20 protein-coding genes and 1 pseudogene are annotated in these 21,614 nt (G+C 62.4%); 13 read left to right on the plus strand and 8 right to left on the minus strand.

The window, feature by feature from the left end; genetic code table 11:
* Positions 1-55 precede the first annotated feature (55 nt).
* The 4 genes from ACFIQF_RS04270 to ACFIQF_RS04285 all read left to right on the plus strand — a co-directional run bounded on the left by ACFIQF_RS04270 (position 56) and on the right by ACFIQF_RS04285 (position 4,603).
* Positions 56-1,357 (plus strand): amidase, encoded by a 1,302-nt coding sequence (locus tag ACFIQF_RS04270; protein ID WP_393940400.1) that lies wholly within the window; start codon positions 56-58, stop codon positions 1,355-1,357.
* Positions 1,358-1,384: 27 nt separating this feature from the next.
* A complete protein-coding gene (locus tag ACFIQF_RS04275) occupies positions 1,385-1,864 on the plus strand; it encodes a hypothetical protein (RefSeq protein WP_393940402.1) in 480 nt (159 codons plus the stop codon).
* A gap of 272 nt (positions 1,865-2,136) precedes the next feature.
* The gene (locus ACFIQF_RS04280) at positions 2,137-3,126 is read left to right on the plus strand and encodes a tripartite tricarboxylate transporter substrate-binding protein (protein ID WP_393940403.1); all 990 of its coding nucleotides are present in this window, start codon (positions 2,137-2,139) and stop codon (positions 3,124-3,126) included.
* A gap of 457 nt (positions 3,127-3,583) precedes the next feature.
* Complete coding sequence (locus ACFIQF_RS04285) at positions 3,584-4,603, plus strand: Bug family tripartite tricarboxylate transporter substrate binding protein (protein WP_393940405.1); 1,020 nt, start codon at positions 3,584-3,586, stop codon at positions 4,601-4,603.
* 80 nt (positions 4,604-4,683) lie between these two features.
* Here the strand turns inward: ACFIQF_RS04285 and ACFIQF_RS04290 are convergent, their stop codons facing one another.
* Positions 4,684-6,168 (minus strand): AMP nucleosidase, encoded by a 1,485-nt coding sequence (locus tag ACFIQF_RS04290; protein ID WP_393940408.1) that lies wholly within the window; start codon positions 6,166-6,168, stop codon positions 4,684-4,686.
* A gap of 148 nt (positions 6,169-6,316) precedes the next feature.
* On the opposite strand from ACFIQF_RS04290, the gene dbpA reads away from it, so the two are divergent.
* Positions 6,317-7,729, plus strand: a complete 1,413-nt coding sequence (dbpA, locus tag ACFIQF_RS04295) for an ATP-dependent RNA helicase DbpA (protein WP_393940411.1) — start codon at positions 6,317-6,319, stop codon at positions 7,727-7,729.
* A 66-nt stretch (positions 7,730-7,795) separates the two neighbouring features.
* Here the strand turns inward: dbpA and ACFIQF_RS04300 are convergent, their stop codons facing one another.
* Positions 7,796-9,901, minus strand: coding sequence for a lytic transglycosylase domain-containing protein (locus ACFIQF_RS04300; RefSeq protein ID WP_393940414.1), 2,106 nt, complete (start codon positions 9,899-9,901; stop codon positions 7,796-7,798).
* A 255-nt stretch (positions 9,902-10,156) separates the two neighbouring features.
* On the opposite strand from ACFIQF_RS04300, the gene ACFIQF_RS04305 reads away from it, so the two are divergent.
* The 3 genes from ACFIQF_RS04305 (at position 10,157) to ACFIQF_RS04315 (ending at position 12,080) form a co-directional block, all read left to right on the plus strand.
* A complete protein-coding gene (locus tag ACFIQF_RS04305) occupies positions 10,157-10,729 on the plus strand; it encodes a 5-formyltetrahydrofolate cyclo-ligase (protein WP_393940416.1) in 573 nt (190 codons plus the stop codon).
* A 94-nt stretch (positions 10,730-10,823) separates the two neighbouring features.
* Positions 10,824-11,312, plus strand: a complete 489-nt coding sequence (locus ACFIQF_RS04310; protein ID WP_393940419.1) for a MarR family winged helix-turn-helix transcriptional regulator — start codon at positions 10,824-10,826, stop codon at positions 11,310-11,312.
* Between the two features lie 84 nt (positions 11,313-11,396).
* Complete coding sequence (locus tag ACFIQF_RS04315; RefSeq protein ID WP_393940422.1) at positions 11,397-12,080, plus strand: glutathione S-transferase family protein; 684 nt, start codon at positions 11,397-11,399, stop codon at positions 12,078-12,080.
* Positions 12,081-12,124: 44 nt separating this feature from the next.
* Here the strand turns inward: ACFIQF_RS04315 and ACFIQF_RS04320 are convergent, their stop codons facing one another.
* Complete coding sequence (locus tag ACFIQF_RS04320) at positions 12,125-13,186, minus strand: hypothetical protein (protein WP_393940424.1); 1,062 nt, start codon at positions 13,184-13,186, stop codon at positions 12,125-12,127.
* Positions 13,187-13,462: 276 nt separating this feature from the next.
* Here ACFIQF_RS04320 and ACFIQF_RS04325 point away from each other — a divergent pair, with 276 nt between their 5' ends.
* Positions 13,463-13,792: a type II toxin-antitoxin system RelB/DinJ family antitoxin gene (locus ACFIQF_RS04325; protein WP_393940427.1), complete on the plus strand. Its 330-nt coding sequence runs from the start codon at positions 13,463-13,465 to the stop codon at positions 13,790-13,792.
* A gap of 125 nt (positions 13,793-13,917) precedes the next feature.
* Here the strand turns inward: ACFIQF_RS04325 and ACFIQF_RS04330 are convergent, their stop codons facing one another.
* Positions 13,918-14,748 (minus strand): amino acid ABC transporter substrate-binding protein, encoded by an 831-nt coding sequence (locus tag ACFIQF_RS04330; protein ID WP_393940690.1) that lies wholly within the window; start codon positions 14,746-14,748, stop codon positions 13,918-13,920.
* 241 nt (positions 14,749-14,989) lie between these two features.
* Here ACFIQF_RS04330 and ACFIQF_RS04335 point away from each other — a divergent pair, with 241 nt between their 5' ends.
* Both ACFIQF_RS04335 and ACFIQF_RS04340 read left to right on the plus strand, forming a co-directional pair.
* Entirely contained in the window at positions 14,990-15,868 is an 879-nt protein-coding gene (locus tag ACFIQF_RS04335; RefSeq protein ID WP_393940430.1) for a MurR/RpiR family transcriptional regulator, read from the plus strand.
* Entirely contained in the window at positions 15,865-17,112 is a 1,248-nt protein-coding gene (locus tag ACFIQF_RS04340; protein WP_393940433.1) for a multifunctional CCA addition/repair protein, read from the plus strand. Before ACFIQF_RS04335 ends, ACFIQF_RS04340 begins: the two co-directional genes overlap by 4 nt.
* An 81-nt stretch (positions 17,113-17,193) precedes the next feature.
* Here the strand turns inward: ACFIQF_RS04340 and trxC are convergent, their stop codons facing one another.
* On the minus strand, positions 17,194-17,631 hold the full coding sequence (gene trxC / locus ACFIQF_RS04345) for a thioredoxin TrxC (protein ID WP_393940436.1): 438 nt from the start codon (positions 17,629-17,631) through the stop codon (positions 17,194-17,196).
* A 514-nt stretch (positions 17,632-18,145) separates the two neighbouring features.
* Positions 18,146-19,018 carry an endonuclease/exonuclease/phosphatase family protein gene (locus ACFIQF_RS04350; RefSeq protein WP_393940439.1) on the minus strand — a complete coding sequence of 291 codons (873 nt, stop codon included), beginning with the start codon at positions 19,016-19,018 and terminating at the stop codon, positions 18,146-18,148.
* Positions 19,019-19,434: 416 nt separating this feature from the next.
* Here ACFIQF_RS04350 and ACFIQF_RS04355 point away from each other — a divergent pair, with 416 nt between their 5' ends.
* The gene (locus ACFIQF_RS04355; protein ID WP_393940442.1) at positions 19,435-19,875 is read left to right on the plus strand and encodes a hypothetical protein; all 441 of its coding nucleotides are present in this window, start codon (positions 19,435-19,437) and stop codon (positions 19,873-19,875) included.
* 275 nt (positions 19,876-20,150) lie between these two features.
* On the opposite strand, the gene ACFIQF_RS04360 is transcribed toward ACFIQF_RS04355, so the two are convergent.
* Together ACFIQF_RS04360 and ACFIQF_RS04365 are read right to left on the minus strand one after the other, a co-directional pair.
* The gene (locus ACFIQF_RS04360; protein ID WP_393940444.1) at positions 20,151-20,540 is read right to left on the minus strand and encodes a VOC family protein; all 390 of its coding nucleotides are present in this window, start codon (positions 20,538-20,540) and stop codon (positions 20,151-20,153) included.
* Positions 20,541-20,570: 30 nt separating this feature from the next.
* Positions 20,571-20,804: pseudogene (locus ACFIQF_RS04365) on the minus strand (carbohydrate ABC transporter permease); the annotation flags it as partial.
* A gap of 167 nt (positions 20,805-20,971) precedes the next feature.
* On the opposite strand from ACFIQF_RS04365, the gene ACFIQF_RS04370 reads away from it, so the two are divergent.
* Positions 20,972-21,502, plus strand: a complete 531-nt coding sequence (locus tag ACFIQF_RS04370) for a hypothetical protein (RefSeq protein ID WP_393940447.1) — start codon at positions 20,972-20,974, stop codon at positions 21,500-21,502.
* Positions 21,503-21,614 lie beyond the last annotated feature (112 nt).

Consider the following 21,614-nt stretch of genomic DNA (forward strand, 5'->3'; position numbering starts at 1 on the left):
CAGCGCATCTGCTTGGTACCATGGCGCACCTGTTTGTTATTGGATAGCCTGCCCCATGACCACTGCCGTTTCTCGCCTGCGCCACAGCCTGCAACAACTCGATCAACTTGGCGAAGAAAGCCGCCGCATCTTCACCCAGCTCTACGCCGATGCAGCGCTGGAAGCAGCGCAAGCGGCCGACCAGCGCGCCGCGCGCGGCCTGTCGCTCGGGCCGCTCGATGGCAAGCTGGTATCGGTCAAAGATTTGCTCGATGTAGCCGGCCAGGTCACCACAGCGGGCGCTGCCATGTGCCGCAGCAACGCGCCGGCTGAGCAAGATGCGCCGGTGGTGCAGCGCTTGCGGGCAGCAGGCGCTGTCATCGTCGGCAAAACCAATATGACGGAGTTCGCCTTCTCCGGCGTGGGCATCAACCCGCACTTTGGCACGCCAGGCAATGCGGTGGATGCGCAGCGCATTCCGGGCGGCTCGTCGTCGGGCGCAGGCGTCAGCGTGGGCCGCAAGCTGGTGGATATTGCCATTGGCTCAGACACCGGCGGTTCGGTGCGCATACCGGCGGCTTTCAATGGCGTTGTCGGCTTCAAACCCACGCAAGCCCGCGTGTCGCGCGATGGGGCTTTTCCGCTGTCTTTCACCCTCGATTCGTTAGGCCCGCTGGCGCACAGCGTGGCCGATTGCGCAGCGGCCGACGCCATCATGGCCGGCCAAGCGGCTGCGCCACTGGCGCAACGCAGCCTGCGTGGTTTGCGCATTGGTTTGCCCCAAGGTCTGCCTTGGGAAAAATGCAGTGCCGAAGTACAGCAAACCATGGACCAAGCAGTGGCACAACTGCGCACACAAGGTGCTGTGGTAAGCGAGCTGCCTTGGCAGCAACTGATGGCTGCGCCCTCGCAGCTGCAAAGCGAAGGCACGATCATCGCCGCCGAGGCCGCTGCCATTCACCAAGATGCGCTTGTCCACCAGCGTGATGCTTTCGACCCGCGCGTGCTCTCGCGCATGGACAAGGGCCGCACGCTCACAGCGCCTTTCTATGTGCAACTGCTGCAAAAGCGCCAGCAATGGCAGGCGCGCATGGATGCAGCCATGCAAGAGGTAGACATGCTGTTGCTGCCCACCATCGCCATCACCGCGCCACACATTGCCGATCTGCTGAGCGACGACAACGCCTTCTTCGCCGCCAACGGGCTGATTCTGCGCAACACCTCGATCTTCAACTTCTACGATCTGCCCGCGCTCTCGCTGCCCGCACCGCAAGCCGCTGGCGCCTTGCCGGTGGGCTGCATGCTGGTGGGCCAGCGCATGCAAGACCGCAGCTTGCTGGCCATGGCCGCAGCGGTAGAGCAAGCGCTTGCACAATAAGCATTTCTAACCAGCAGTTTGGCAGCCATGGGACGAGCCAGTTTGGAATGGACGGCGGAGATGACCGCCTTGCTGGGCACCGACAAAGACGCGGTGCTGGCCGAGCGCTGGGGCACCAGCGCCAAAACCGTCAACCTCAAGCGCAACAGCCTGGGCATTCCCGCCTTCGGCCATGTGGCCTGGACGGAGGACATGCTGGCCGCCCTGGGCACCGCCACCGATGCGCAATTGGCCGCGCAATGGGGCATCAGCAAAGCCAGCGTGGTGGCCAAACGCGGCGCGCTGGGCATTGCGCCGCTGGACACCAGCCGCGGCAAAGAGCAGCAACAAACGTGGACCGATGCCGAAATTGTGCAGTTGGGCACCGCCCCCGATGCCCAATTGGCCGCGCAACTGGGCCGCTCGGCCGCCGCCGTGCGCAATGCACGCATGGCACGCGGCATTGCAGCGCACCGCCCGCGCCGCAGCAGCCAGGGCCCGGTGCCGCTGGACCCGAAGAATCTGTAGGGTCTTTATGCCAGCAGGCCTTTGCGCCAGCGCAATTTTGCCGCATTGAAATGAAAAAAACCAAAATAATTTACATATGCGGGCTGACGTTTTGACTATCAAAAATCATAGCAATTAGTGCTCGCAGTCATTGCGCCGACAACCAATTTGGCTTAAAGCCGAGGTTCTGTTGCGCGGGGGAAGCTCAGGAAAAACAAGGGTTTACCTTAGAAAAACCCGCAGCCACAGTCGTTAGCATGGCACTCCTTTTTGTAATCTTGGAGACAACCCCAATGAAGAAGATGATGCAATGGAGTGCCGTGGCTTTGGCCGCTTTCGCCGCAGTAGGCGCTCACGCCGAGGCGGGTTATCCCTCCAAACCCATCACCATCGTCGTGCCCTTCACGGCTGGCGGCCCCACCGACCGCGTGGCCCGCGACCTGTCCGAATCGCTGCGCAAGAACCTGGGCAACAACGTCACCATCGTGATCGACAACGCCGACGGCGCCGGCTCCACCATCGGCATGGCCAAGGCCGCCCGCGCCAAGCCCGACGGCTACACCCTGCTGCTCAACCACATTGGTGTGGCCACCGCGCCCATCCTGTATCGCAAGCTGTCTTTCGATGTGACCAAGGATTTTGAATACCTGGGCATCATCAACGACGTGCCGATGACCCTGATCGGCAAGCCCACGCTGGCCGCCAACAACTACAAGGAACTGGCCGCCTTCATCAACAAGGAAAAGGACAAGGTCAACCTGGCCAACGCCGGCATCGGCTCTGCCTCGCACCTGTGCGGCTTGCTGCTGCAAAGCACGCTGAAGGTGCCGATGACGCCCGTGCCCTACAAGGGTGCTGCGCCCGCTATCGCTGATCTGATGGGCAACCAGGTCGACGTGCTGTGCGACCAGACCACCAACACCACCGGCCAGATCGAAGGCAAAAAGGTCAAGGCCTATGCCGTGACCACGCCCAAGCGCCTGAGCACCGCCTCGCTCAAAGACCTGCCCACGCTGCAGGAAGAAGGCCTCAAGGGCTTTGAAGTGACCATCTGGCACGGCCTGTACGCGCCCAAGGGCACGCCCGCTGACATTCTCAAGAAGGTCAACGAGGCGCTGAAGGCATCGCTCAAGGACCCTGAGTTCATCAAAAAGTCCGAAGGCCTGAGCGCCGTGGTCGCCACCGACAACCGCATCACGCCCGAAGGCCACAAGGCCTTTGTGCAGGCCGAAATCGCCAAGTGGACGCCTATCATCAAGGCCGCCGGCACCTTCGCCGACTAAGCGCTTAGCGCGCACCACACCCCCAAAGACTGCTTCGGCAGTCTTTTTTGTTGTCTGGCGCGGCCTGGGCCAAGCTGTCACAGCGCAGTCACTCCCTGGTCACGCCGGCTTCATCGGCACGTCATGGCCGCTGCCTAGCATCGGGACTTTTTTTGAGGAAACGAAAGTTCGGTATGCAAGGGTTAGCAAGTCAGAGCACGAAGTTTGGCTGTCCTTCGGCAGCCAAACCGCCGCCGTTTGCTGCGATCGCAGGCACTGGCTGAAGGGATGGTGAAACAGCCAACAGCCTGCGAGAATTGCGCGCGGAACCCAAGTGCGCTCGCACAATGTCCACCAAGTCTTTTCTCGCTGAAATCAGGGAAATCCAGCAGATTTCCGCCTGTCCGTGACAGCCAAATGACAGCCAGCTCGGCGACCATGGGGCTCTAAATCTACAACCGATAAGCACGGAGACAGCATGCCCTCATCCATCGACACTTCGGCCAGCGCCATGTTGCGCATTTCGCGCCGCCACTTGCTCGCCAGCGGCGCTGCACTGGCTGGCGCCAGCCTGCTGGGCCGCTCGGCATTCGCGGCCGATGCCTGGCCCAGCAAGCCGGTGCGTTTTGTGGTGCCGTTTGCGCCCGGCGGCAGCTCCGAGATCGTGGCCCGCTCCACGGCGGCTGAGCTGTCCAAAACCTTGGGGCAGAACGTGTTTGTGGAAAACAAGCCCGGCGCGGCCGGCAATATCGCCATGCAAGAGGTGGCCCGCTCGGACGACCAGCACACGGTCATCCTCGGCCACATCGGCACCTTGGCGGTGAACCCCTATATCTTCGACAAACTGCCGTACGACCCGAATAAGGATTTTCAGCCGATCAGCCTGCTCGCCAAGGTGCCCAGCCTGTACGTGGTGCACCCCGATTTGCCGGTGAAGAACCTGCAAGACCTGGTCAAGCTGGCCAAGAGCCAACCGGGCAAGCTCAGCTACGGCTCGGCCGGCAACGGCAGCGCGGGCCACCTGGCGTTTGAGTACCTCAAGATGACGGCGGGCATCTTCATGCTGCATGTGCCCTACAAAGGCACGGGCCCGATGATGCAAGACCTGCTCTCGGGCCGGCTCGATGCGGCATCGGTGGGCGCATCGGCGCTGCTGCCCTTCATCAAAGCCGGTAAGGTGCGCTGCATTGCCACGGGCTCAACCAAGCGCCTGGAGCAATTGCCCGATGTGCCTACCGTGGCCGAGCAAGGTTTTCCGGGTTTTGAAATGACGCAGTGGTACGGCATGCTGGCCCCCAAATCGCTGGCGCCAGCGCATGTGGAAAAGCTGGCCGCAGAATGCGCCAAGGCGGTGAAAGCGCCCGATTCGCTCAAGCGCCTGCAGGGCGACGCGGCCGAGCCAATTGGCGATACGCCGCAGCAGTTTGCGCAGTTCATCGCCAAAGAGCAGGCGCGCTGGCAAAAGGTGCTCAAGCACGCCCAGGTCAAGCCTGATTGAGCGGCCCCGGCCAGACCACTGATCAAAAAAGACGGGCAAGTGCAGCGGTTGCACTTGCCCGTCGCTTTTTCTACTCTGCTTTACTGGAAAGCCACTTCCGCAAAGCTGCGCAGCTTGCGGCTGTGCAAGCGGTCCACACCGCCGGCGCGCAAGATGTTCACCGCCTGCATGCCGATGCGCAAATGCTGATCCACCCGCTCGCGGTAAAAGTGGTTGGCCATGCCGGGAAGCTTGATCTCGCCGTGCAGCGGCTTGTCGCTCACGCACAGCAAGGTGCCGTAAGGCACGCGGAAGCGGAAGCCGTTGGCGGCAATGGTGGCGCTTTCCATATCCAGCGCCACGGCGCGGCTTTGGCTGAAGCGACGCTGCGGCGTGTTGTTGGGCAGCAGCTCCCAGTTGCGGTTGTCGGTGCTGGCCACGGTGCCGGTGCGCATGAAGCGCTTGAGGTCAGACTCGGCCACCTGCGTGACGTCGGCCACCGCTTGCTGCAGCGCCTGCTGAATCTCGGCCAGCGCCGGGATCGGCACCCACAGCGGCAGCTCTTCGTCGAGCACATGGTCTTCGCGCACATAGGCGTGCGCCAGCACGTAATCGCCCAGCTGCTGGCTGTTGCGCAGGCCGGCGCAGTGGCCCAGCATCATCCAGGCGTGCGGGCGCAGCACGGCAATGTGGTCGGTAATGGTTTTGGCATTGGCCGGGCCCACGCCAATGTTCACCATGGTGGTGCCCGTGGTGTCAGCGCGCACCAGGTGGTAGGCCGGCATTTGCGGCAAGCGTGGCGGCGGGTTGCCCAGCGCGTCTACCGCTTCGGCCGGCAAGCCGACGCGGCGCGTCACCACATTGCCCGGCTCGATGAAGGCGATGTATTCGCTGTCCGGCTTGGCCATTTCGGCGCGGCCCAGGCGGATGAACTCGTCAATATAGAACTGGTAGTTGGTGAACAGCACAAAGTTCTGGAACCACTCGGGCAAGGTGCCGGTGTAGTGGCGCAAGCGCTGCAGCGAGTAATCGACCCGTGGCGCGGTAAACAGCGACAGCGGTTGCGGCTCGCCGTGGTGCGGCTCCCAGGTGCCGTTGGCAATGCCGTCGTCCATGGCATGCAGATCGGGCAGGTCGAACACATCGCGCATCAGCAGGCGGCGCTCGGGCGAGAGGCTGCCTTCGATATGGTCGTTATCGGCAAACGAGAAATGGATGGGAATCGGCTGGTTGCTGGTGCCCACCTCCAGCTCAATGCCGTGGTTGGCGATCAGCAGGCGAAACTGCTCGGCGTAGTAGCTGGCGAACAGATCGGGCCGTGTGAGCGTGGTTTCGTAATGGCCAGGGCCTTCGACAAAGCCGTAGGCCAGCTTGCTGTCGGCGCGTGCCACGGTGCGCGTTTGCATGCGCACAAACGGGTAGCAGGCACGGTACGGCGCGCTGGGCGTTTCGCCGGCCACAAAGCGCTGCATGGCGTCGCGCAGAAACTGGATTTGCTCGGTATAAATGGCTTGCACCTGCGCCAGCGCGGATTCGGCCGTGCGGTGGCTGGTAGGTGCGGTGAATGCGGGCTTCAGGTAAGTCATGCGCCATTGTGCATCTTCCGCCAGGGGCTCAGATGACAAAACGATGGCAGGCCGGGCATCTCAGGCGCCCGCCCGGACAGCCTGCAAAAACCAGGGATAACCCCAGGTCAGCACAGCCATATCGGCCGCCACACCGGATAATTGCGCCATGAACGCAGCCAACAACAACACCGCCAACGCAGCGGACACCCACTCCTTCGCCCAATTGCCGCTGGGCGCCGCCACACAGGCCAATCTGCAGCAGCTCGGCTACACGCAGATGACGGCCATCCAGGCGGCCAGCCTGCCGCTGGCCTTGCAGGGCAAGGACGTGATCGCCCAGGCCAGCACCGGCAGCGGCAAAACCGCCGCCTTTGGCCTGGCGCTGTTGGCGCGCCTGAACCCGCGCTGGTTTGCGGTGCAAACCCTGGTGCTGTGCCCCACGCGCGAGCTGGCCGACCAGGTGGCCACCGAGATCCGCCGCCTGGCCCGGGCCGAGGAAAACATTAAGGTCGTCACCGTTTACGGCGGCGTGCCTTCGCGCAACCAGATCGCCAGCCTGGAAAACGGTGCCCACATCATTGTCGGCACGCCCGGCCGCGTGATGGACCTGATGGAGCGCGGCGTGATCGACCTGGCCGCGCTCAACACCCTGGTGCTGGACGAGGCCGATCGCATGCTCGACATGGGCTTTTACGCCGATATCGTGACCGTCGCCAGCCAGTGCCCGGCCGAGCGCCAGACGCTGCTGTTCTCGGCCACCTACCCCGAAGGCATTGCCCAGCTGGCGCAGCGCTTCATGCGCGACCCGCAGACCGTCAAGGTGGCGGCCCAACACAGCGCCAACAAGATCGCCCAGCGCTGGTACGAGGTGAGCGAGAGCGAGCGCCTGCATGCAGTATCGCAATTGCTGGCGCATTTCCGGCCCGAGTCGTCGATTGCCTTTTGCAACACCAAGCAGCAGTGCCGCGACCTGGTCGACGTGCTGCAAGCCCAGGGCATCAGCGCCCTGGCCTTGTTTGGCGAGCTGGAGCAGCGCGAGCGCGACGAAGTGCTGGTGCAGTTTGCCAACCGCAGCTGCAGCGTGCTGGTAGCTACCGACGTAGCCGCACGCGGCCTGGATATTGCCAACCTGGAAGCGGTGATCAACGTCGACACCACGCCCGATCCGGAAGTACACATCCACCGCATCGGCCGCACCGGCCGGGGCGATGCCGAAGGCCTGGCGCTGAGCCTGGCAAGCATGGACGAGATGGGCTCGGTCGGCAAGATCGAGCTGCTGCAAGGCCGCGAATCCGAATGGCACCCGCTGACCGAGCTGAAACCCGCCTCCAACGCGCCCATGGTGCCAGCCATGCGCACCATCCAGATCATCGGCGGCCGCAAAGAGAAAATCCGCGCCGGCGATGTGCTGGGCGCCATGACGCGCGATTTCGGCTACACCAAAGAGCAGATCGGCAAGATCAACGTCAACGACTTCTCCACCTACGTAGCCGTGGCCCGCGACATCGCCCCCCAAGCCGTGAACAAGCTCAACAGCGGCCGTGTCAAAGGCAAAAGCGTCAAAGCCCGCTTGCTGTAAAACGACAGCGCTCTGCCCGTAAAAACGGCGCCATCTGGCGCCGTTTTCGTTCTCGCAATCAGCCCCTCAAGGCAGATCTTTGGAAAGATCCGGCTCGCCCTCGGCCCGAGGCCCCACCGTTCCCAACCTCGCCCGCAGCGATTGCGGCTGGCCGGTAATGATGGCCGCGTAGCTGGTGGTGTTGGAGAGCACCTTCTTCACGTAATCGCGGGTTTCGTTGAAGGGCACGTTCTCAGCCCAGATCGCACCATCGAGCACCGGGCCATTGCGCCAGCTGCGTGGCCGGCCCGGGCCGGCGTTGTAACCGGCGGCGGCCATGGCCATGGAGCCGTCAAAATCGTCCAGCGCCAGCTTCAGGTAGGCGGTGCCCAAGGTGATATTGGTGTCGCGGTCGTTGATGCTGCCAGGCGTGAAATCGCTCATGCCGATCTTGCGCGCCGTCCATTTGGCGGTGGCCGGCATGATCTGCATCAAGCCCGAAGCGCCCACGCCCGAGCGCGCATCCATGATGAAGCGGCTCTCCTGCCGGATCAGGCCATAGACATAGGCCGGATCGAGCCCGATATCGCGTGAGCGGCTCACCACCGCTTCCTTGAAAGGCATGGGAAAGCGCTGCGCCACGTTGACCACCGATTTGGTGCGCTCGCTGGTGTTGATGCAGCGGTCCCAGATCTGGCGCTGGCAGGCCAGATCGGCAGCGGCCAGCAGCTCCTGGTCGCCCATGCCGCCGTTGTCGTGCAGGTTGGTGGTGTAGTTCCACTCACGCACGCCTTCGCTGCGCAAGCCCAGCTGGATAGCGTAGAGCGCCCGCGCTAGACCGGGGTTGCTGCGGGCGGCTTGGCGGGCTTGCTCGTCCACCACCACCGGTGCCTGCGGCAGGCTGATCTTCTGGCCCAGCTCCTCTTGCGCCAGCTGCTCGTAAAAGCCTTGCGAGCCGGCAATCTGCTGGAACAGATCGCGCGCCTGCTGTGCCTGGGTGTCGCTGATGCGGCCGGCCTGCATGGCTTTGGCGCGCCAGTACACCCAGGTCGGGTCTTTGCGCTCGTCCTCGCTCATGGCTTCGATGCTCTTGCGCACCTGCTGCCACTGGCCGGCACGCAAGGCGGCGCGGGCTTTCCAGCCCAGCATGTCGTCGTTCAGGTTGCTGTCCTTGCCCACCTTGGCAAAACTGCTCATGGCCTCTGGCGAGAGGCGCGTGGCCTGGGTTTTGCCGATCACGCCCCAGACCCAGTCACGCTTTTCCTGGCCCAGCAGCTCGCCCCAGCGGCTGTCCAGCAGGTTGGCGGCGCTGTCCGGGTTTTCGGCGGCCATTTTTACCAAGGCCAGCGTGGCCAGCTCTTGCTGGTCGCGCGACTGCGTTTTGGCCTTGGCGGTGAGGAACTTGATGGGCGACTGCAGCATGCTGGCAAAAGCCGGCAATTGCACCGGCGCCACCACTTCCACGGCAGCGCGCGCCGCCCGGCTGCGGCCGGTTTCCATGGTTTGACGGGCGCGGCGCCACACATCGTCTGCCGTCAGTTTTCCCGCTGAGAACAGCTCGCCACCGGCCAGGTTGCAGCCATCTTCCGAATCGCGCTGCGCATACCAGTCGTTCTTGACGCCGGTCACCTGCTGCGCGCTGAGTTTGCCCTTGGCCAGATCGATTACCGCCGCGTAGCAGCGCAGCTCGCGGTCGTCGCCCATGCGGAAAGCGGGGTAGAGCGCGTCAAAATTGCTCCAGTCGCGGCGCTGGCCCAGCAGGCGCAGCCAGTCGTTGCGCATGCGGTCTTCCTGGTAGGTGCTGGCCCAGCGGGTGAGAAAGCTCTGAACCTCGTCTTGCGTGGCCTCTTGCAGGCGCACCCGCAGCTCCCAGTACGCCGCCCAAGGCTCCAGCACATGGCCACGGCTGGCGGGCAGCAACTGGCTGAGCTTGTTTTTGTCGCGCTTGCGGAAGGCTTGCTGCATCTCGACGATGACATCGTCATTGGCCATCTGCGCGGCCGGCAGCAGCAAAGGCGCCGTCTGCGCCTGTACCGCGGGCGCTGCAGCAAGCGGCGCGGCAGGGGCTGGCTGCGCCACTGGCGCTGTGGGCGCGGCTTCCGCGCCTTGCAAAATAGTCTGTGCCGCCAGGGGCAGCGCACCCCCGGCCAGGCAAGCCGCCATCAACGGCGTCAACATCCGATTCCAACGCATGACTCGTCCATCTCGCTATTTCGTGGGTGGACGGCGACGTGGCGCCGCCCCAGGCAATAGCAAAATCATACACACCAGCGCAAGAGCGCAAGCGGCCAAGGGTTGAGTGCGCAAGCCGTCGGTTTACACCTGTTAACGGTTTGCCCGGCCCGGCTGCCAAGGATGCGCGTTTTCACTAGCCGATTTTGTCTGGAGCCCGCCCGGCAGCTGTCAGAATGTGACGAACGACAGAGTGTTTCTGGAGGGATGTCTGCGATGGACAAGAAAGCCGTACGCCAAGCGCTGATTGAAAAGCGCCTGAATATGCCCAACCGCCTTGAGCGCGCCGAACAATTGCAACAAGTGCTGCGCTTTTGGCTGACCGAACGCGAAGACACCGTCATCGGCGCCTACTGGCCCATCAAGGGCGAGTTCGATCCGCTGCCCGCGCTGCACCGCTGGAAGGAAGATGGCGCGCTGATGGACGAGCCCAAGCTGCGCCGCATCGGCCTGCCGGTGGTCAACAAGCTGCACAAAACGCTCACCTTCCACGCCTGGTACCCCGGCTGCCCGATGGAGCTCGATGCCTACGACATCCCCAAACCGCTGAACACCGAGCTGATCGTGCCCACGCTGCTGTTTGTGCCCTGCGTGGGCTACGGCCCCGGCGGCTACCGCCTGGGCTACGGCGGCGGCTTTTACGACCGCACACTGGCCGCGCTGGAGCCACGCCCCTTCACCGTGGGCCTGGGCTTTACCGACGGCTTTGTTGACGACTTCGAACCCGAGCCGCACGACCTGCCGCTGGACGCCATCCTCAACGACAACGGCGTCATCTGGCCGGTATGAGCGGGCTGCGGCCCCCAAGCCGCCGCACCTTCCATGAAAAAAAGCCGCGCCGCTGCCCGCTGGCGCGGGTTATGTATTGTGTTTGGTTTCCGTTATGAGTACAGGTATAGATTCCCGCTTGGAACGGGCTCTGGCAGACAAGCCGCCCACCTTGGCCCACGCCGTCTCCGCCACCCATTTGCTGCTGCACAGCGCCCTCTTGCTGGAGCAGCGCCTGGAAACCGCACTCAGCCCGCTGCAGCTGCAATTGCGCGAATACCTGGCGCTGCGCTTACTGGCCGACAGCGTGCACGAATCGGTCAGCCCCACGCAGATGAGCATGTCGCTCAAAGCCACCCGCACCCAGATCACCCGGCTGCTCGACAGCCTCGAAGCCAAGGGCCTGGCCGTGCGCGCCGCCGACGCCAGCGACCGCCGCAGCCTGGCGCTGAGCCTAACGCCCGAGGGCTCGGCCCTGCTGGACTGCGCGATTCCGCTGGTCGAGCAAGCCCACGTCCAAGCCTGGGAGAAGCTGGGTACCGCCGACACCGAAGCCATGCACACGCTGCTGCATTCGCTCTACACCAACTTGCGCAAGCGTTGAGCGCGCTTTCACTGCCGCCTGGTCCAGCTGCGGGGTAAATCCGGTATAAAAGCAGTCCGCACCACTACTGCCCCCAACTTCACCATGCTGCAGCTCTATATCGGCAACAAAAACTACTCGTCCTGGTCCATGCGCGCCTGGGTGCTGCTGCACCAGGCCGGCATACCGTTCGAAGAGAAATACGTGCGCTTTGACGGCTTCGACAGCCAGTCCGAATTCAAACGCACCATGGCGGCAGTCAGCCCCACCGGCACCGTGCCGCTGCTGCGCGATGGCGACATCGCGATCTGGGACAGCCTGGCCATTGCCGAATACGTGGCAGAGCAGTTTCCCGACAAGCAACTCTGGCCCAAGGACAAGGCCGCCCGCGCCACCGCCCGCAGCATCTGCGCCGAGATGCATGGCGGCTTCAGCGCCCTGCGCAGCGCCTGCGGCATGAACATCGAGGCTGATCTGGCCGAGGTCGGAAAAATCGTCTGGCGCGACAACGCCGGCGTGCGCAAAAACATCGAGCGCCTATGCAGCATGTGGAGCCACCTGCTGTCGCAACACGGCGGCCCGCTGCTGTTCGACCAGTTCAGCATTGCCGACGCCTACTACGCGCCCGTCTGCAGCCGCATCAAAACCTACCAGTTGCCGGTGCCCGGCGAAATAGCCGCCTACATCGAGCGCGTGCACCAACTGCCCGGCGTACAAGCCTGGGTACAAGGCGCGCTGGCCGAAAAAGACTTTGTGCCCATGGACGAGCCCTACCGCGCTGCTCGCTGAGGCTGCCTCCAAAGCGCGGTCACAAAGCGCGTCTCAGCCCGGCCTCAAAAGCTGCTCTCGGCTATCTGCACCGGCCGGTAAACGCGGGCGGCCACCGGCTGGCTTACCTCGGTGAGCAGGCGAAAGCGCTGGTCTGGCGGCAGCAGTTGCTGAATCGCCTCAAACAGCGCCGGGTGTGGCAGCTTTTGCTGCAGCAGCGCTTCCACCCGCGGCTCGTCGGCCGTCCACTCGCTGCGGCGCAAGGCGCGCTCGGCCACATCTTCGGCGCTCAAGCGCTCGTAAACGTAAACCAGCTCGTACTGTATGTGGTCCCACTCCAGTGCCGACACCGCGCCGCTGCGCAGCACGTGGTCCTTCATCGCCGTTTCGGTGGCCTCGGCCATGCTCAGCAAATGCGCGTCGTAACCGGCTTGCCACTGCTGCTCCGTCATCTCGGGCAAGGTAGCGCCCAGGGATTTGGCGTCCTTGAGCACCATGTCTTTCCAAGCAGGCAAACCTAGCGTGGGCAGCGACAGCTGGTAATCCATCAGCTCGGCATACATCTTGGCGTTGAGCTGGCGCAGGTTCTCGTGCGTGGCCACCAACTGGCCCGCCTGCATGGGCCGCGCCGCCAGCCACTGCGCCACCTCCTGCATGGGCGTGCCCGGCGGAAACTGGCGGTACTGGATATGGCTGGGGTAACGGTCGGCGTGGTAGACCGGGTTGGTGCCTGCGCCCAACACCGCGCCGTTGTCGTAAAAGCGAATCAGATCCGTGCCGTGCAAACGGTCATTGAGCTCCAGCACCAAGGCCAGGGTGCCGTTTTTCGGATGCGTGCCGGCCCACATCTTAAGAGTCGGCATCTCGTCCACCTCATAGCGCCCGGCCGATACGTAGCCCAGGGCCTTGAGCTGCTGCATCACCGCATGCACACGCGGATCGCTGAAATTGGTCTTGCGCAGCTGCAAGGTGATGCGCGCCACCATGCCCTGGTGGCTGGCCGCCATGGTCTGCGCCGCCTTGACCATGCGCGTGAAATACCAGCGAATACCGAGCTTGAGCAGCAGCACAAAGCCCACAAACGAAATCGCAATCGTGGCCAACACCACGCCAATGGTCGTCAACATGCTTTCCCTCCGCACCGACTCCTTGTTGTAGAACGTTTGCCCACCTCCAAGGGTGTTTGCAAAACCAGGAGCGGAGGATAGCCGCAATCAATTTGCAAAACAAAATAAAGCTTATCTTGTATTTTGTTTTTGCTATTGAGTGGTTTGGCCTTAGCGCCAAAGCCCAGGTCACGCAGATTGAGAAACTGGTGCAGCTTCCCCTTGCGCAAGCGTTGACCCTGCACAAATTGCTAGCTACATGGAGGCTACAAATTCCTGATATTCCGGACAATGCCCATGCCTATGAACACTCCCGCCCCCAGCGTTGCCAGCAAACCCACGAGGAAGTCCGCTGAAGTCCGCTCGCGGATTGAGCCGGAGCTCAAAGAAAAATCCGTCGAAATACTGGCCAGTGTGGGTTTGGACCTGAGCGATGCGATCCGCTTGTTTCTGCGCAAAGTGGTCGATGAAAACGGCCTGCCCTTTGCAGTAGGCAAGCCCAACGCCACCACCCGCGCAGCCATGGCGGAAGCTCTGGCGCGCTCCGGCCCGCGCTTCAAGAACGCAGATGGCCTGTTTGATGAACTCGAAGCCGCGCCCCAAAAACAAAAGAAGTCCAGCGCCTAAGTGTCGCCAAAGAAGGTATTTTTCTTCTTTGTGCCAATGAAGGGCCCTGCTCCGTGAGTGGCTCGATCACGCTCTGACTCAGCCGCGCCGGGATGCTGCCACTAGGCCGCGGCAGCACCTCGGTATCAAATCCCCTTCGAGCTGGGGTTCACAAACGCATCACGCGTCTCGGCGTTCAGCGGGTAGTTGATGTTGATGTTCTTGGGTGGGATGGGCGAGGTGAACCACTTGTTGTAGAGCTTCTCCATCTCGCCGGACTTCATCATGCCGCCCACCGTGTCGTCCACCAGCTGCTTGAAAGCCGGGTCGTCATTGCGCAGCATCAGCGCCTGGTTCTCGGTGCGCAGGCTCTCGCCGACAATCTCGTAGTTCTGCGGATCTCGGGCATTGGCGATCTGGCCGGCCAGCAAAATATCGTCCAGCACAAAGGCCTGTGCCTTGCCGCCTTGCACCAGCAAGAAGGAATCGGTGTGGTCCTTGCCCGGCACGTTGGTGATATCCAGGTTGCTGGCCTTGTCGGCCTGGCGCAGCAGGCGGAACGAAGTGGTGCCGGTGGTGGTGGCCACGGCCTTGCCTTGCAGATCGGCAATGCTCTTGATGCCCGAATCCTTCTTCACCAGCATGCGCACGTTGTAGCGAAAGATATCGGGCGAGAAAGCCACCTGCTTTTGCCGCTCCACCAGGTTGGTGGTCGAGCCGCATTCCAGATCGACCGTGCCGTTTTGCACCAGCGGAATGCGGTTGCCCGAGGTCACCGCCTGGTAGTTCACCTTCAGGTCGGCCAGTTGCAGCTTGGCTTTGACGGCATCGAGAATCTTGTAGCAGATATCCATGCTGTAGCCCACGGGCTTGAGGTTGGCATCCAGGTAAGAGAAACCAAATGAGGCCTCGCGGTAACCCAGAGTGATGCTGCCCGTGCTCTTGACCTTGTCGAGCGTGGGCGAGCTCTGCGCCATGGCGCCCGCACTCGCACACACCAGGGCCGCCACGGCCACCGCACGCATCCAGCATTGTTTTGCTTGCATATCCAACATCCTCTTCAACACCCAGGGTGCATTTGTGCCACCGGCCGCAAAGCCGGATCAGCGTTTCAGAACTTTTGATCTATATTTATTATTTTTTGGATCATATGTTCCATAAGCGACAATCGCTACCCGTGATTTCCCTAGACCCGAACCCCAAGAAAGCCAGCACCCCATGGGCGTGATTGACCAGCTGCGCGAGCGTTTCGCCACCCTCAGCCCCTCTTTGCAACAAGTGGCCCGCTATGTGCTCGACCACCCCAACGACGTGGTCACGCAATCGATGCGCACCGTGGGCCAGCACGCGCAAGTGCCGCCCACCACCTTGGTGCGCTTTGCGCAGACCTGCGAATTCGCAGGCTGGAACGAGTTCAAGCAGGCGCTCACCGCCGACATGGGCCTGGCCAGCGAAACCGGCCTGCAGTACGGCGACAAAGCACGCAGCCTGCTGGGCCGCGCCCGCGACAAACAGCTCACCGCCGAGATGTTTGCCATGCAGCGCAGCAACCTCGACCAGACCGAGCAACACAGCGCCGCGCGCCTGGCCGCCGCCGCCAAGCTGCTGGAGAAAGCGCGCAACGTGCATGTCATGGGCATGCGCGCCTGCTTTCCGGTAGCTTTCTCGCTGGTCTATGTGTACCGTTTGTTCCGCCCTTCGGTGCACCTGCTCGAAGGCATGGGCGGCGTGCGCGAGATGCAGCTGCGCGCCATCGACAAAGGCGATGCGCTCGTTGCCATCAGCTTTGCGCCCTACTCGCAAGAAACCGTGCACGCGGTTGAGCTGGCACGCGCTCGCGGCTGCAAGGTCTTGGCGTTGACGGACAGTCTGGCCTCGCCGCTCTCGCTGGCCGCGGATGAAACCTTGCTCTTCTCCGTCAACAGCCCGTCTTTCTTCCCTTCGGTCACCGCCGCGCAAGCGCTGTCTGAGGCGTTGCTGGAAGTGCTGGTAAGCCGCGCCGGCCAAGAAGCAGCCAACCGCATCGAAGCTGCAGAGGGCGAGCTGCACGCCAGCGGCGTCTACCTGCAGGCACCGGGCAGTAAACTCGCGCCATGAAGATTTACATGGTTGGTGGCGCGGTGCGCGACCGTTTGCTGGGCCTGCCCGTGCACGACCACGACTGGGTCGTCGTCGGCTCCACGCCCGAGGCGATGGAAGCCCAGGGCTACGTGCCCGTGGGCAAAGACTTTCCCGTCTTTCTGCACCCGCAAACGCACGAGGAATACGCGCTGGCCCGCACCGAGCGCAAATCGGGCCGCGGCTACCACGGCTTCAGCATTGCAGCGTCGCCCGACGTCACGCTGGAGCAAGACCTGGCGCGGCGCGATCTCACCATCAACGCCATGGCTGCGCCTGCCGACTGGATTGGGAAAGGCCCAGTATTTGACCCGTACCACGGCCTGCAAGACCTGAGCAACAAGGTACTGCGCCATGTGACCGACGCCTTCCGCGAAGACCCGGTGCGCATCTTGCGCCTGGCGCGCTTTGCCGCCCGTTTTCACGATTTTGCGATTGCCCCCGAAACCCTGGCGCTGATGCGCGACATGGTGCACGACGGCGAGGTAGACGCCCTGGTGCCCGAGCGCGTGTGGCAAGAGCTGGCACGCGGCCTGATGGAAGAGCACCCGGCACGCATGTTCCACGTGCTGCGCGACTGCGGCGCCCTCGCCCGCCTGCTGCCCGAGCTGAACCGCTTGTGGGGCGTGCCCCAGCGCGCCGATTACCACCCCGAAATTGATACCGGCGTGCACGTGATGATGGTGCTCGACCGCTCCGCCCAACTGGGCGCGCCCTTGCCGGTGCGCTGGGCCTGCATTGCGCACGATCTGGGCAAAGGCACCACGCCTGCCGAAGTGCTGCCGCGCCATATTGGCCACGAAGAACGCAGTGTGGATTTGGCGCGCGCCGTACAGCAACGCCTGCGCGTGCCCAGCGATTGCGCCGAACTGGCGCTGCTAGTGGCTGCCGAGCACGGCAATATCCACCGCAGCATTGGCATTGCACCCGCTGCCGTGGTTCGCCTGCTGGAGCGCTGCGACGCCTTCCGCAAACCCGAGCGTTTTGCCGATGCGCTGCTGGCCTGCCAGTGCGATGCGCAAGGCCGCCTGGGCCTGCAAGAGCAGCCCTACCCGCAGCGCGAACACCTGCTGCGCTTGCTGGCCGTGGCGCAAGCCGTCAGCACCAAAGAAGTGGCTGCCAACGCCGCCAAACTGGGCAAAAAAGGGGCTGAGATTGGTGCCATGGTGCATGAGGCGCGTTGCCGCGCAGTGGCGCAGGCCATGAGCAGCAACGCCGCCTGATCCAACAGCGAGCGCAATGCATAACGCAAAAAGGCCATCCTCACGATGACCTTTTCTACGTACTGTGGCGGCGGCACTGAATCAGGCCACCGACTGCACCCACTTCACAATCTCGCCCGGCGGCAAGGCACCCGAGATGCGCGCTACCTCGTTGCCGCCTTTGAACACCACCATGGTCGGGATGCTGCGAATATTGAAGGGCTGCGCCACATGCGGATAAGCCTCGGTATCGAGCTTGGCAAAACGCACATTCGGCTCCAGCGTTTTGGCCGCTTGCGCAAAACCGGGCGCCATCTGGCGGCAAGGCCCGCACCACGGCGCCCAAAAATCCACCACCACCGGAATCTGGTTGCGGCCAATCTGCTTGGCAAAGCTCTCGGCGTCCAGCTGCACCGGCTCGCCCGTGAACAGTGGCTGGTGGCAGCTGCCGCAATCGGGGTTGGAGCCCAGCTGGGCACGCTTGACGCGGTTGGTGGTATGGCAATGGGGGCAAACAATGTGCAGGCTGTCGTCAGTCATGAGGGAATCTCCTTGCACTGGCCATCATAGGCAGTGGTGATGGGCGTATTTGCAGGCTAATGCCGCAATTTCAAGGGTTTGCTGCTTTGCTTGCAGCTGCTGGCTGGGGGGCTGGAGCGGACGCGTAGCGGTTAGCGTCTGCGTCCCCTGCGGTGAGGTCTGCGCTTCGCGCAGATGCCGGGAGTTCGCCCCGGCGGGCGACCTAGCTTTTTGTTGCACGACAAAAAGCTAGGGGAAAAAACGTGCCCTACATCCATCGACCCCGAAAGCTTCGCGAAGCGAATCTTTCGGGGCAACCTGCGGCCACAACAATCACCGGCGTGCGTCATAACTCGCTCCGAGCCAAGGCTCTCCGCTCAGACAGATGACGCAAGTCAGAGCACGAAGTTTGGCTGTCCTGCGGCAGCCAAACCGCCGGTGTTTGCTGCGTCCGCAGGCGCTGGCTGAAAGGGGTGGGGGAAACATCCGAACGGCCTGCGAGAGCTGCGCCCATATATTCAGCTCAAGAAGCGACTCAACCCAAACCCAGCAGCACAGGCTGGTGGTCAGAAAACTGCGTGGCGCTGTCGGTCTGCCAATCAGTCACGTGGCCGCGCAGGCTGTCGCTCACCCAGACAAAATCGCAAGCGCCGGGCTCGGGGCCGTAGGTGCGGTCTACCAGGCGGAAAGTGGCGGGTTGCGGCGTGCCGGGGTGCAGAACGTCCCAGCTGTTATGCCATTGCCCGGTGGCACCGGCAGGCTGCTCAAGGTTGAAAGGTGCGGACAAAGCGGCGTATTCGGGCTCGTGCGGCTCCAGGTTGAAATCGCCGCACAGCACGGCATGCTGCGTGTGCTGCTTGGTTTGGAAGGGCGAGCCATCGTCTGCCGGCGCGGGCGCAGCATGGGCCACGGCCAAGATTTGCTGCAGCAAATCGCGCAAAGCCAGCGCTTGCGCCATGCGCTGGCGTTTGGAGAAATATTCCAGGTGCGTCGTCATCACCTGCACCGCGCCAAGCTGCGGGTCGGCCACTTTCACCACGCTGCAAATGCGCGGCATGCTGCGCACGCCCGCATCGGCCGGGTAAGGCAAAGGGTAGTGCTGCACTTGCAGCACCGGCAAGCGCGTAGCAATCACATTGCCAAAGCGTTGGCGGCCTTGGGCGCTGAACTCGTCTACCGCCGCGCCCATGAACAACTGCCAGCCCGGCAACAGCGCCTGCAATTGCGCGAGCTGATCGCCTGGCGCGCCGCGCAAGCGCGGGTAGTTCACCGCCACCTCTTGCAGGCAAAGCACATCCAGACCACCGCGCTCAGCGCCCATCGCCAACGCATGGTGCACGATCCGCGCCGGATCAACCACGCCATCCATGCCGCAGCACCATTGCACATTCCAGGTCAGTATTTGCATGTTGACAACTCAGTAGAAAAACACTGGCGCCCCCATGGCGCCGGTGGTTTGCGATTGTGCAGCAGCTTTGCGGCCTTGCGCTGCTGGGCGAAGGCGGCAGATAAGCGCACTTCGGCTGTTTTTTCAAGCAAGACATGCTGAGAAAAAGGGGAAGCTTGGCCGACCGTATCAAGCTGAGTTCTGACCCAGGAGCCTCAACACCGAATGTCGGCGGCGATCAACCGCTGAACTTGATGGCCACTGGCGGCCATCTCCAAGCATCGGCATTCAAGGATTTCAGCAGCCCTGGTCGGAGACCACCCCACCCCGGCCTCTTGACGACGATTCACTGCGCTTTCAGGCAAAATCCAAATGATCAGGGCCAGCCTGGCGTCAGGTCTGCCGGGAGGCCCATTTTGAAGAATGGAAAAACACCAATGGCATTAACGAAAAAGGGCGAGTTCATGTACGGGACGACGTCCGGCGACACCCAAGCCGAGCTGCGCAGCTACAGCGTTGCGAATGGCCATGAGGCCGTCCGCTTTGCCTCGTCCAAATGCGATTGCGGGAGCCGGACTTTTGCACTGCAGACCGATGAAGAAGCCGGCGTAGCAATCCGCACCTGCACCGACTGCGGGCAGGAACACCTGATGGGCGACAGCGCAGACCATGTTGAAGAGGCCGCGCCTGACGGGCACGTGTGCGTGTGCGAAAACGAGGTGTTCGAGCTGGTGTCCGGCGTCGCCGTGTACAAGGGCACCCATGACGTGCGCTGGTACTACATCGCTTGCCACTGCGTGGAATGCAATCTGGTGGGGGTCTTCGCAGACTGGAAGTGTGAAGCGGGTGATGCGGCGGCCTTCCTCGCCAAGGTATGAGCACGCGCGCGCCGCAGAGTTCCTGCTCGCAGGCTCGAGCGGCCGAGGGGTGTCATGAGGTGGTTGGTGGATTTGGCTGTATCAATGGCGGCAATCGCTGCACAGCGGGCACCGATTGACCAGGTACGGTTGACTGCAACGAGTAGAAAGCCCCCCTCCAACCGTGGCCCCAAAACACGACACGCTTTATGCACAAGGTCTGCGTCAGCCAGGGATCGCATTGATGATGTGGATAACTTTTTGTTAGTTATCGGTGGACATTAACACTGCCCCAGCTACGCTACCTCACGCAGCTGGAAAACATTGCCTTCGCAATCCATCGCATTGCAGATGTTGTAGCCGGGGCCGCGCCAGACCTGGTTGAACAGATCACCGCCCAGCCGCGCTACCAGTGCACCAGCGTCGGCCAAGGAAGGTACGGTGACGAAGAACTTCAGCGCTACGTTGTCACGGCGCTGGGGCGGTTGGGTGATGCTGATGCGCGCCGCTATTTCAGTGGGAATGGCGTGTACCACCAACTGCAATGCGCTGGATTCGAGCACCACCCAATCCGCTGCACGGTGCAGCTCGCGCAGGTGCAGCACTTCGGAATAAAAGTGCGCAAGGCGTTCCATATCTTTTGCGTACAACACTACGCCTGCTGCAGCTGACCCGGGCATAAGCATCCTTTGCTCAAAAGCGGCACTGTAGCGCCATCACTTAATACCCGCACGCATAAAGCTTTGTACGAACTGGCGCTGGAACAGGATGAAGCCGACCAGCAGCGGGGCTGATGTCATCAAGGTAGCGGCGGTGATGGTGGACCAATCCACGCCCTGCTCCACACTGGAGAACACTTGCAAACCCACGGTGAGCGGGCGCGATTCAACGCTGTTGGTGATGATGAGCGGCCAGAGAAAATTGTTCCAATGAAAGCTCACCGATACCAGCGCAAGTCAGCGCGTGGCTTTGTGCTCGGCCTCATCAGGCTGGCACGGAAAGTTCAGACACCAGGCCCTGAGCTTGCCGCACCGGCACACCAATGTCGGCCCTCGGTCATGAGCCGACATTCGAGCAGGTGGCAGAATACAGCGAGAACCGGACACATAGGCACCTTATGGATTTTTTGAATGCTCCTAGAATTCTCCCCGGACTGCCTGGAGTAGGAAGTTTTCCGCGCCAGTTCAGTGCGACCGGCAAAGGTATGTATCGCGAGGGTTTGGTCGTAGAGTTTTGCACAGGTGAAAGCTGTTGCTGGGTCGGTAATTTCCAGCCTGGAGTCACGAAGTTCTCGACCGTCTTCACCAGCAAAGGGGGGCTTGAAGCAAGCGTGCTGGCTGGCGGCCAAGGTTACAGGGTGAACATGGTGACCGGGGAGTTGCTCGATAAGTTCGGCGGTGACATTGAGTCTGCTATGGAAGTGCCAAGCATTGAATGTCTGCTGCTTTGCAGCCCCACGGACTTCGAACTTCATCGAATGGGAGGGGGCATTGTTTGGCGCTCGCGCCGCATCTCTTGGGATGGCTTCCGCAATTTATCCCTTCATGACGGTGCGTTGAGAGGCGAAGCGTGGATGTTCGACGACACATGGCACCCCTTCACTATTTTTCTAGCAACTGGTGTGGTTGAAGGTGGTTCGTACTACTAAGAGCCGCTAACACGTGTCTTTGATACGTCGTCACTTCGTCTTGTCATATGGTTGTGCTGCTTGCGGCTTCGCTCATCATCTCAAACGCAAATCTCCGATCTGCTGGGTTGTG

The sequence above is a fragment of the Comamonas trifloxystrobinivorans genome (assembly GCF_043359985.1).
Taxonomy (GTDB): domain Bacteria; phylum Pseudomonadota; class Gammaproteobacteria; order Burkholderiales; family Burkholderiaceae_C; genus Comamonas; species Comamonas trifloxystrobinivorans.

What these genes read in the sequence shown, in the direction of transcription:
- ACFIQF_RS04270 (WP_393940400.1), top strand. Translation starts at nt 56, where the DNA reads ATGACCACTGCCGTTTCTCGCCTGCGCCACAGCCTGCAACAACTCGAT.
- ACFIQF_RS04275 (WP_393940402.1), top strand. Translation starts at nt 1,385, where the DNA reads ATGGGACGAGCCAGTTTGGAATGGACGGCGGAGATGACCGCCTTGCTG.
- ACFIQF_RS04280 (WP_393940403.1), top strand. Translation starts at nt 2,137, where the DNA reads ATGAAGAAGATGATGCAATGGAGTGCCGTGGCTTTGGCCGCTTTCGCC.
- ACFIQF_RS04285 (WP_393940405.1), top strand. Translation starts at nt 3,584, where the DNA reads ATGCCCTCATCCATCGACACTTCGGCCAGCGCCATGTTGCGCATTTCG.
- ACFIQF_RS04290 (WP_393940408.1), bottom strand. Translation starts at nt 6,168, where the DNA reads ATGACTTACCTGAAGCCCGCATTCACCGCACCTACCAGCCACCGCACG.
- dbpA (WP_393940411.1), top strand. Translation starts at nt 6,317, where the DNA reads ATGAACGCAGCCAACAACAACACCGCCAACGCAGCGGACACCCACTCC.
- ACFIQF_RS04300 (WP_393940414.1), bottom strand. Translation starts at nt 9,901, where the DNA reads ATGCGTTGGAATCGGATGTTGACGCCGTTGATGGCGGCTTGCCTGGCC.
- ACFIQF_RS04305 (WP_393940416.1), top strand. Translation starts at nt 10,157, where the DNA reads ATGGACAAGAAAGCCGTACGCCAAGCGCTGATTGAAAAGCGCCTGAAT.
- ACFIQF_RS04310 (WP_393940419.1), top strand. Translation starts at nt 10,824, where the DNA reads ATGAGTACAGGTATAGATTCCCGCTTGGAACGGGCTCTGGCAGACAAG.
- ACFIQF_RS04315 (WP_393940422.1), top strand. Translation starts at nt 11,397, where the DNA reads ATGCTGCAGCTCTATATCGGCAACAAAAACTACTCGTCCTGGTCCATG.
- ACFIQF_RS04320 (WP_393940424.1), bottom strand. Translation starts at nt 13,186, where the DNA reads ATGTTGACGACCATTGGCGTGGTGTTGGCCACGATTGCGATTTCGTTT.
- ACFIQF_RS04325 (WP_393940427.1), top strand. Translation starts at nt 13,463, where the DNA reads ATGCCTATGAACACTCCCGCCCCCAGCGTTGCCAGCAAACCCACGAGG.
- ACFIQF_RS04330 (WP_393940690.1), bottom strand. Translation starts at nt 14,748, where the DNA reads ATGGCGCAGAGCTCGCCCACGCTCGACAAGGTCAAGAGCACGGGCAGC.
- ACFIQF_RS04335 (WP_393940430.1), top strand. Translation starts at nt 14,990, where the DNA reads ATGGGCGTGATTGACCAGCTGCGCGAGCGTTTCGCCACCCTCAGCCCC.
- ACFIQF_RS04340 (WP_393940433.1), top strand. Translation starts at nt 15,865, where the DNA reads ATGAAGATTTACATGGTTGGTGGCGCGGTGCGCGACCGTTTGCTGGGC.
- trxC (WP_393940436.1), bottom strand. Translation starts at nt 17,631, where the DNA reads ATGACTGACGACAGCCTGCACATTGTTTGCCCCCATTGCCATACCACC.
- ACFIQF_RS04350 (WP_393940439.1), bottom strand. Translation starts at nt 19,018, where the DNA reads ATGCAAATACTGACCTGGAATGTGCAATGGTGCTGCGGCATGGATGGC.
- ACFIQF_RS04355 (WP_393940442.1), top strand. Translation starts at nt 19,435, where the DNA reads ATGGCATTAACGAAAAAGGGCGAGTTCATGTACGGGACGACGTCCGGC.
- ACFIQF_RS04360 (WP_393940444.1), bottom strand. Translation starts at nt 20,540, where the DNA reads ATGCTTATGCCCGGGTCAGCTGCAGCAGGCGTAGTGTTGTACGCAAAA.
- ACFIQF_RS04370 (WP_393940447.1), top strand. Translation starts at nt 20,972, where the DNA reads ATGGATTTTTTGAATGCTCCTAGAATTCTCCCCGGACTGCCTGGAGTA.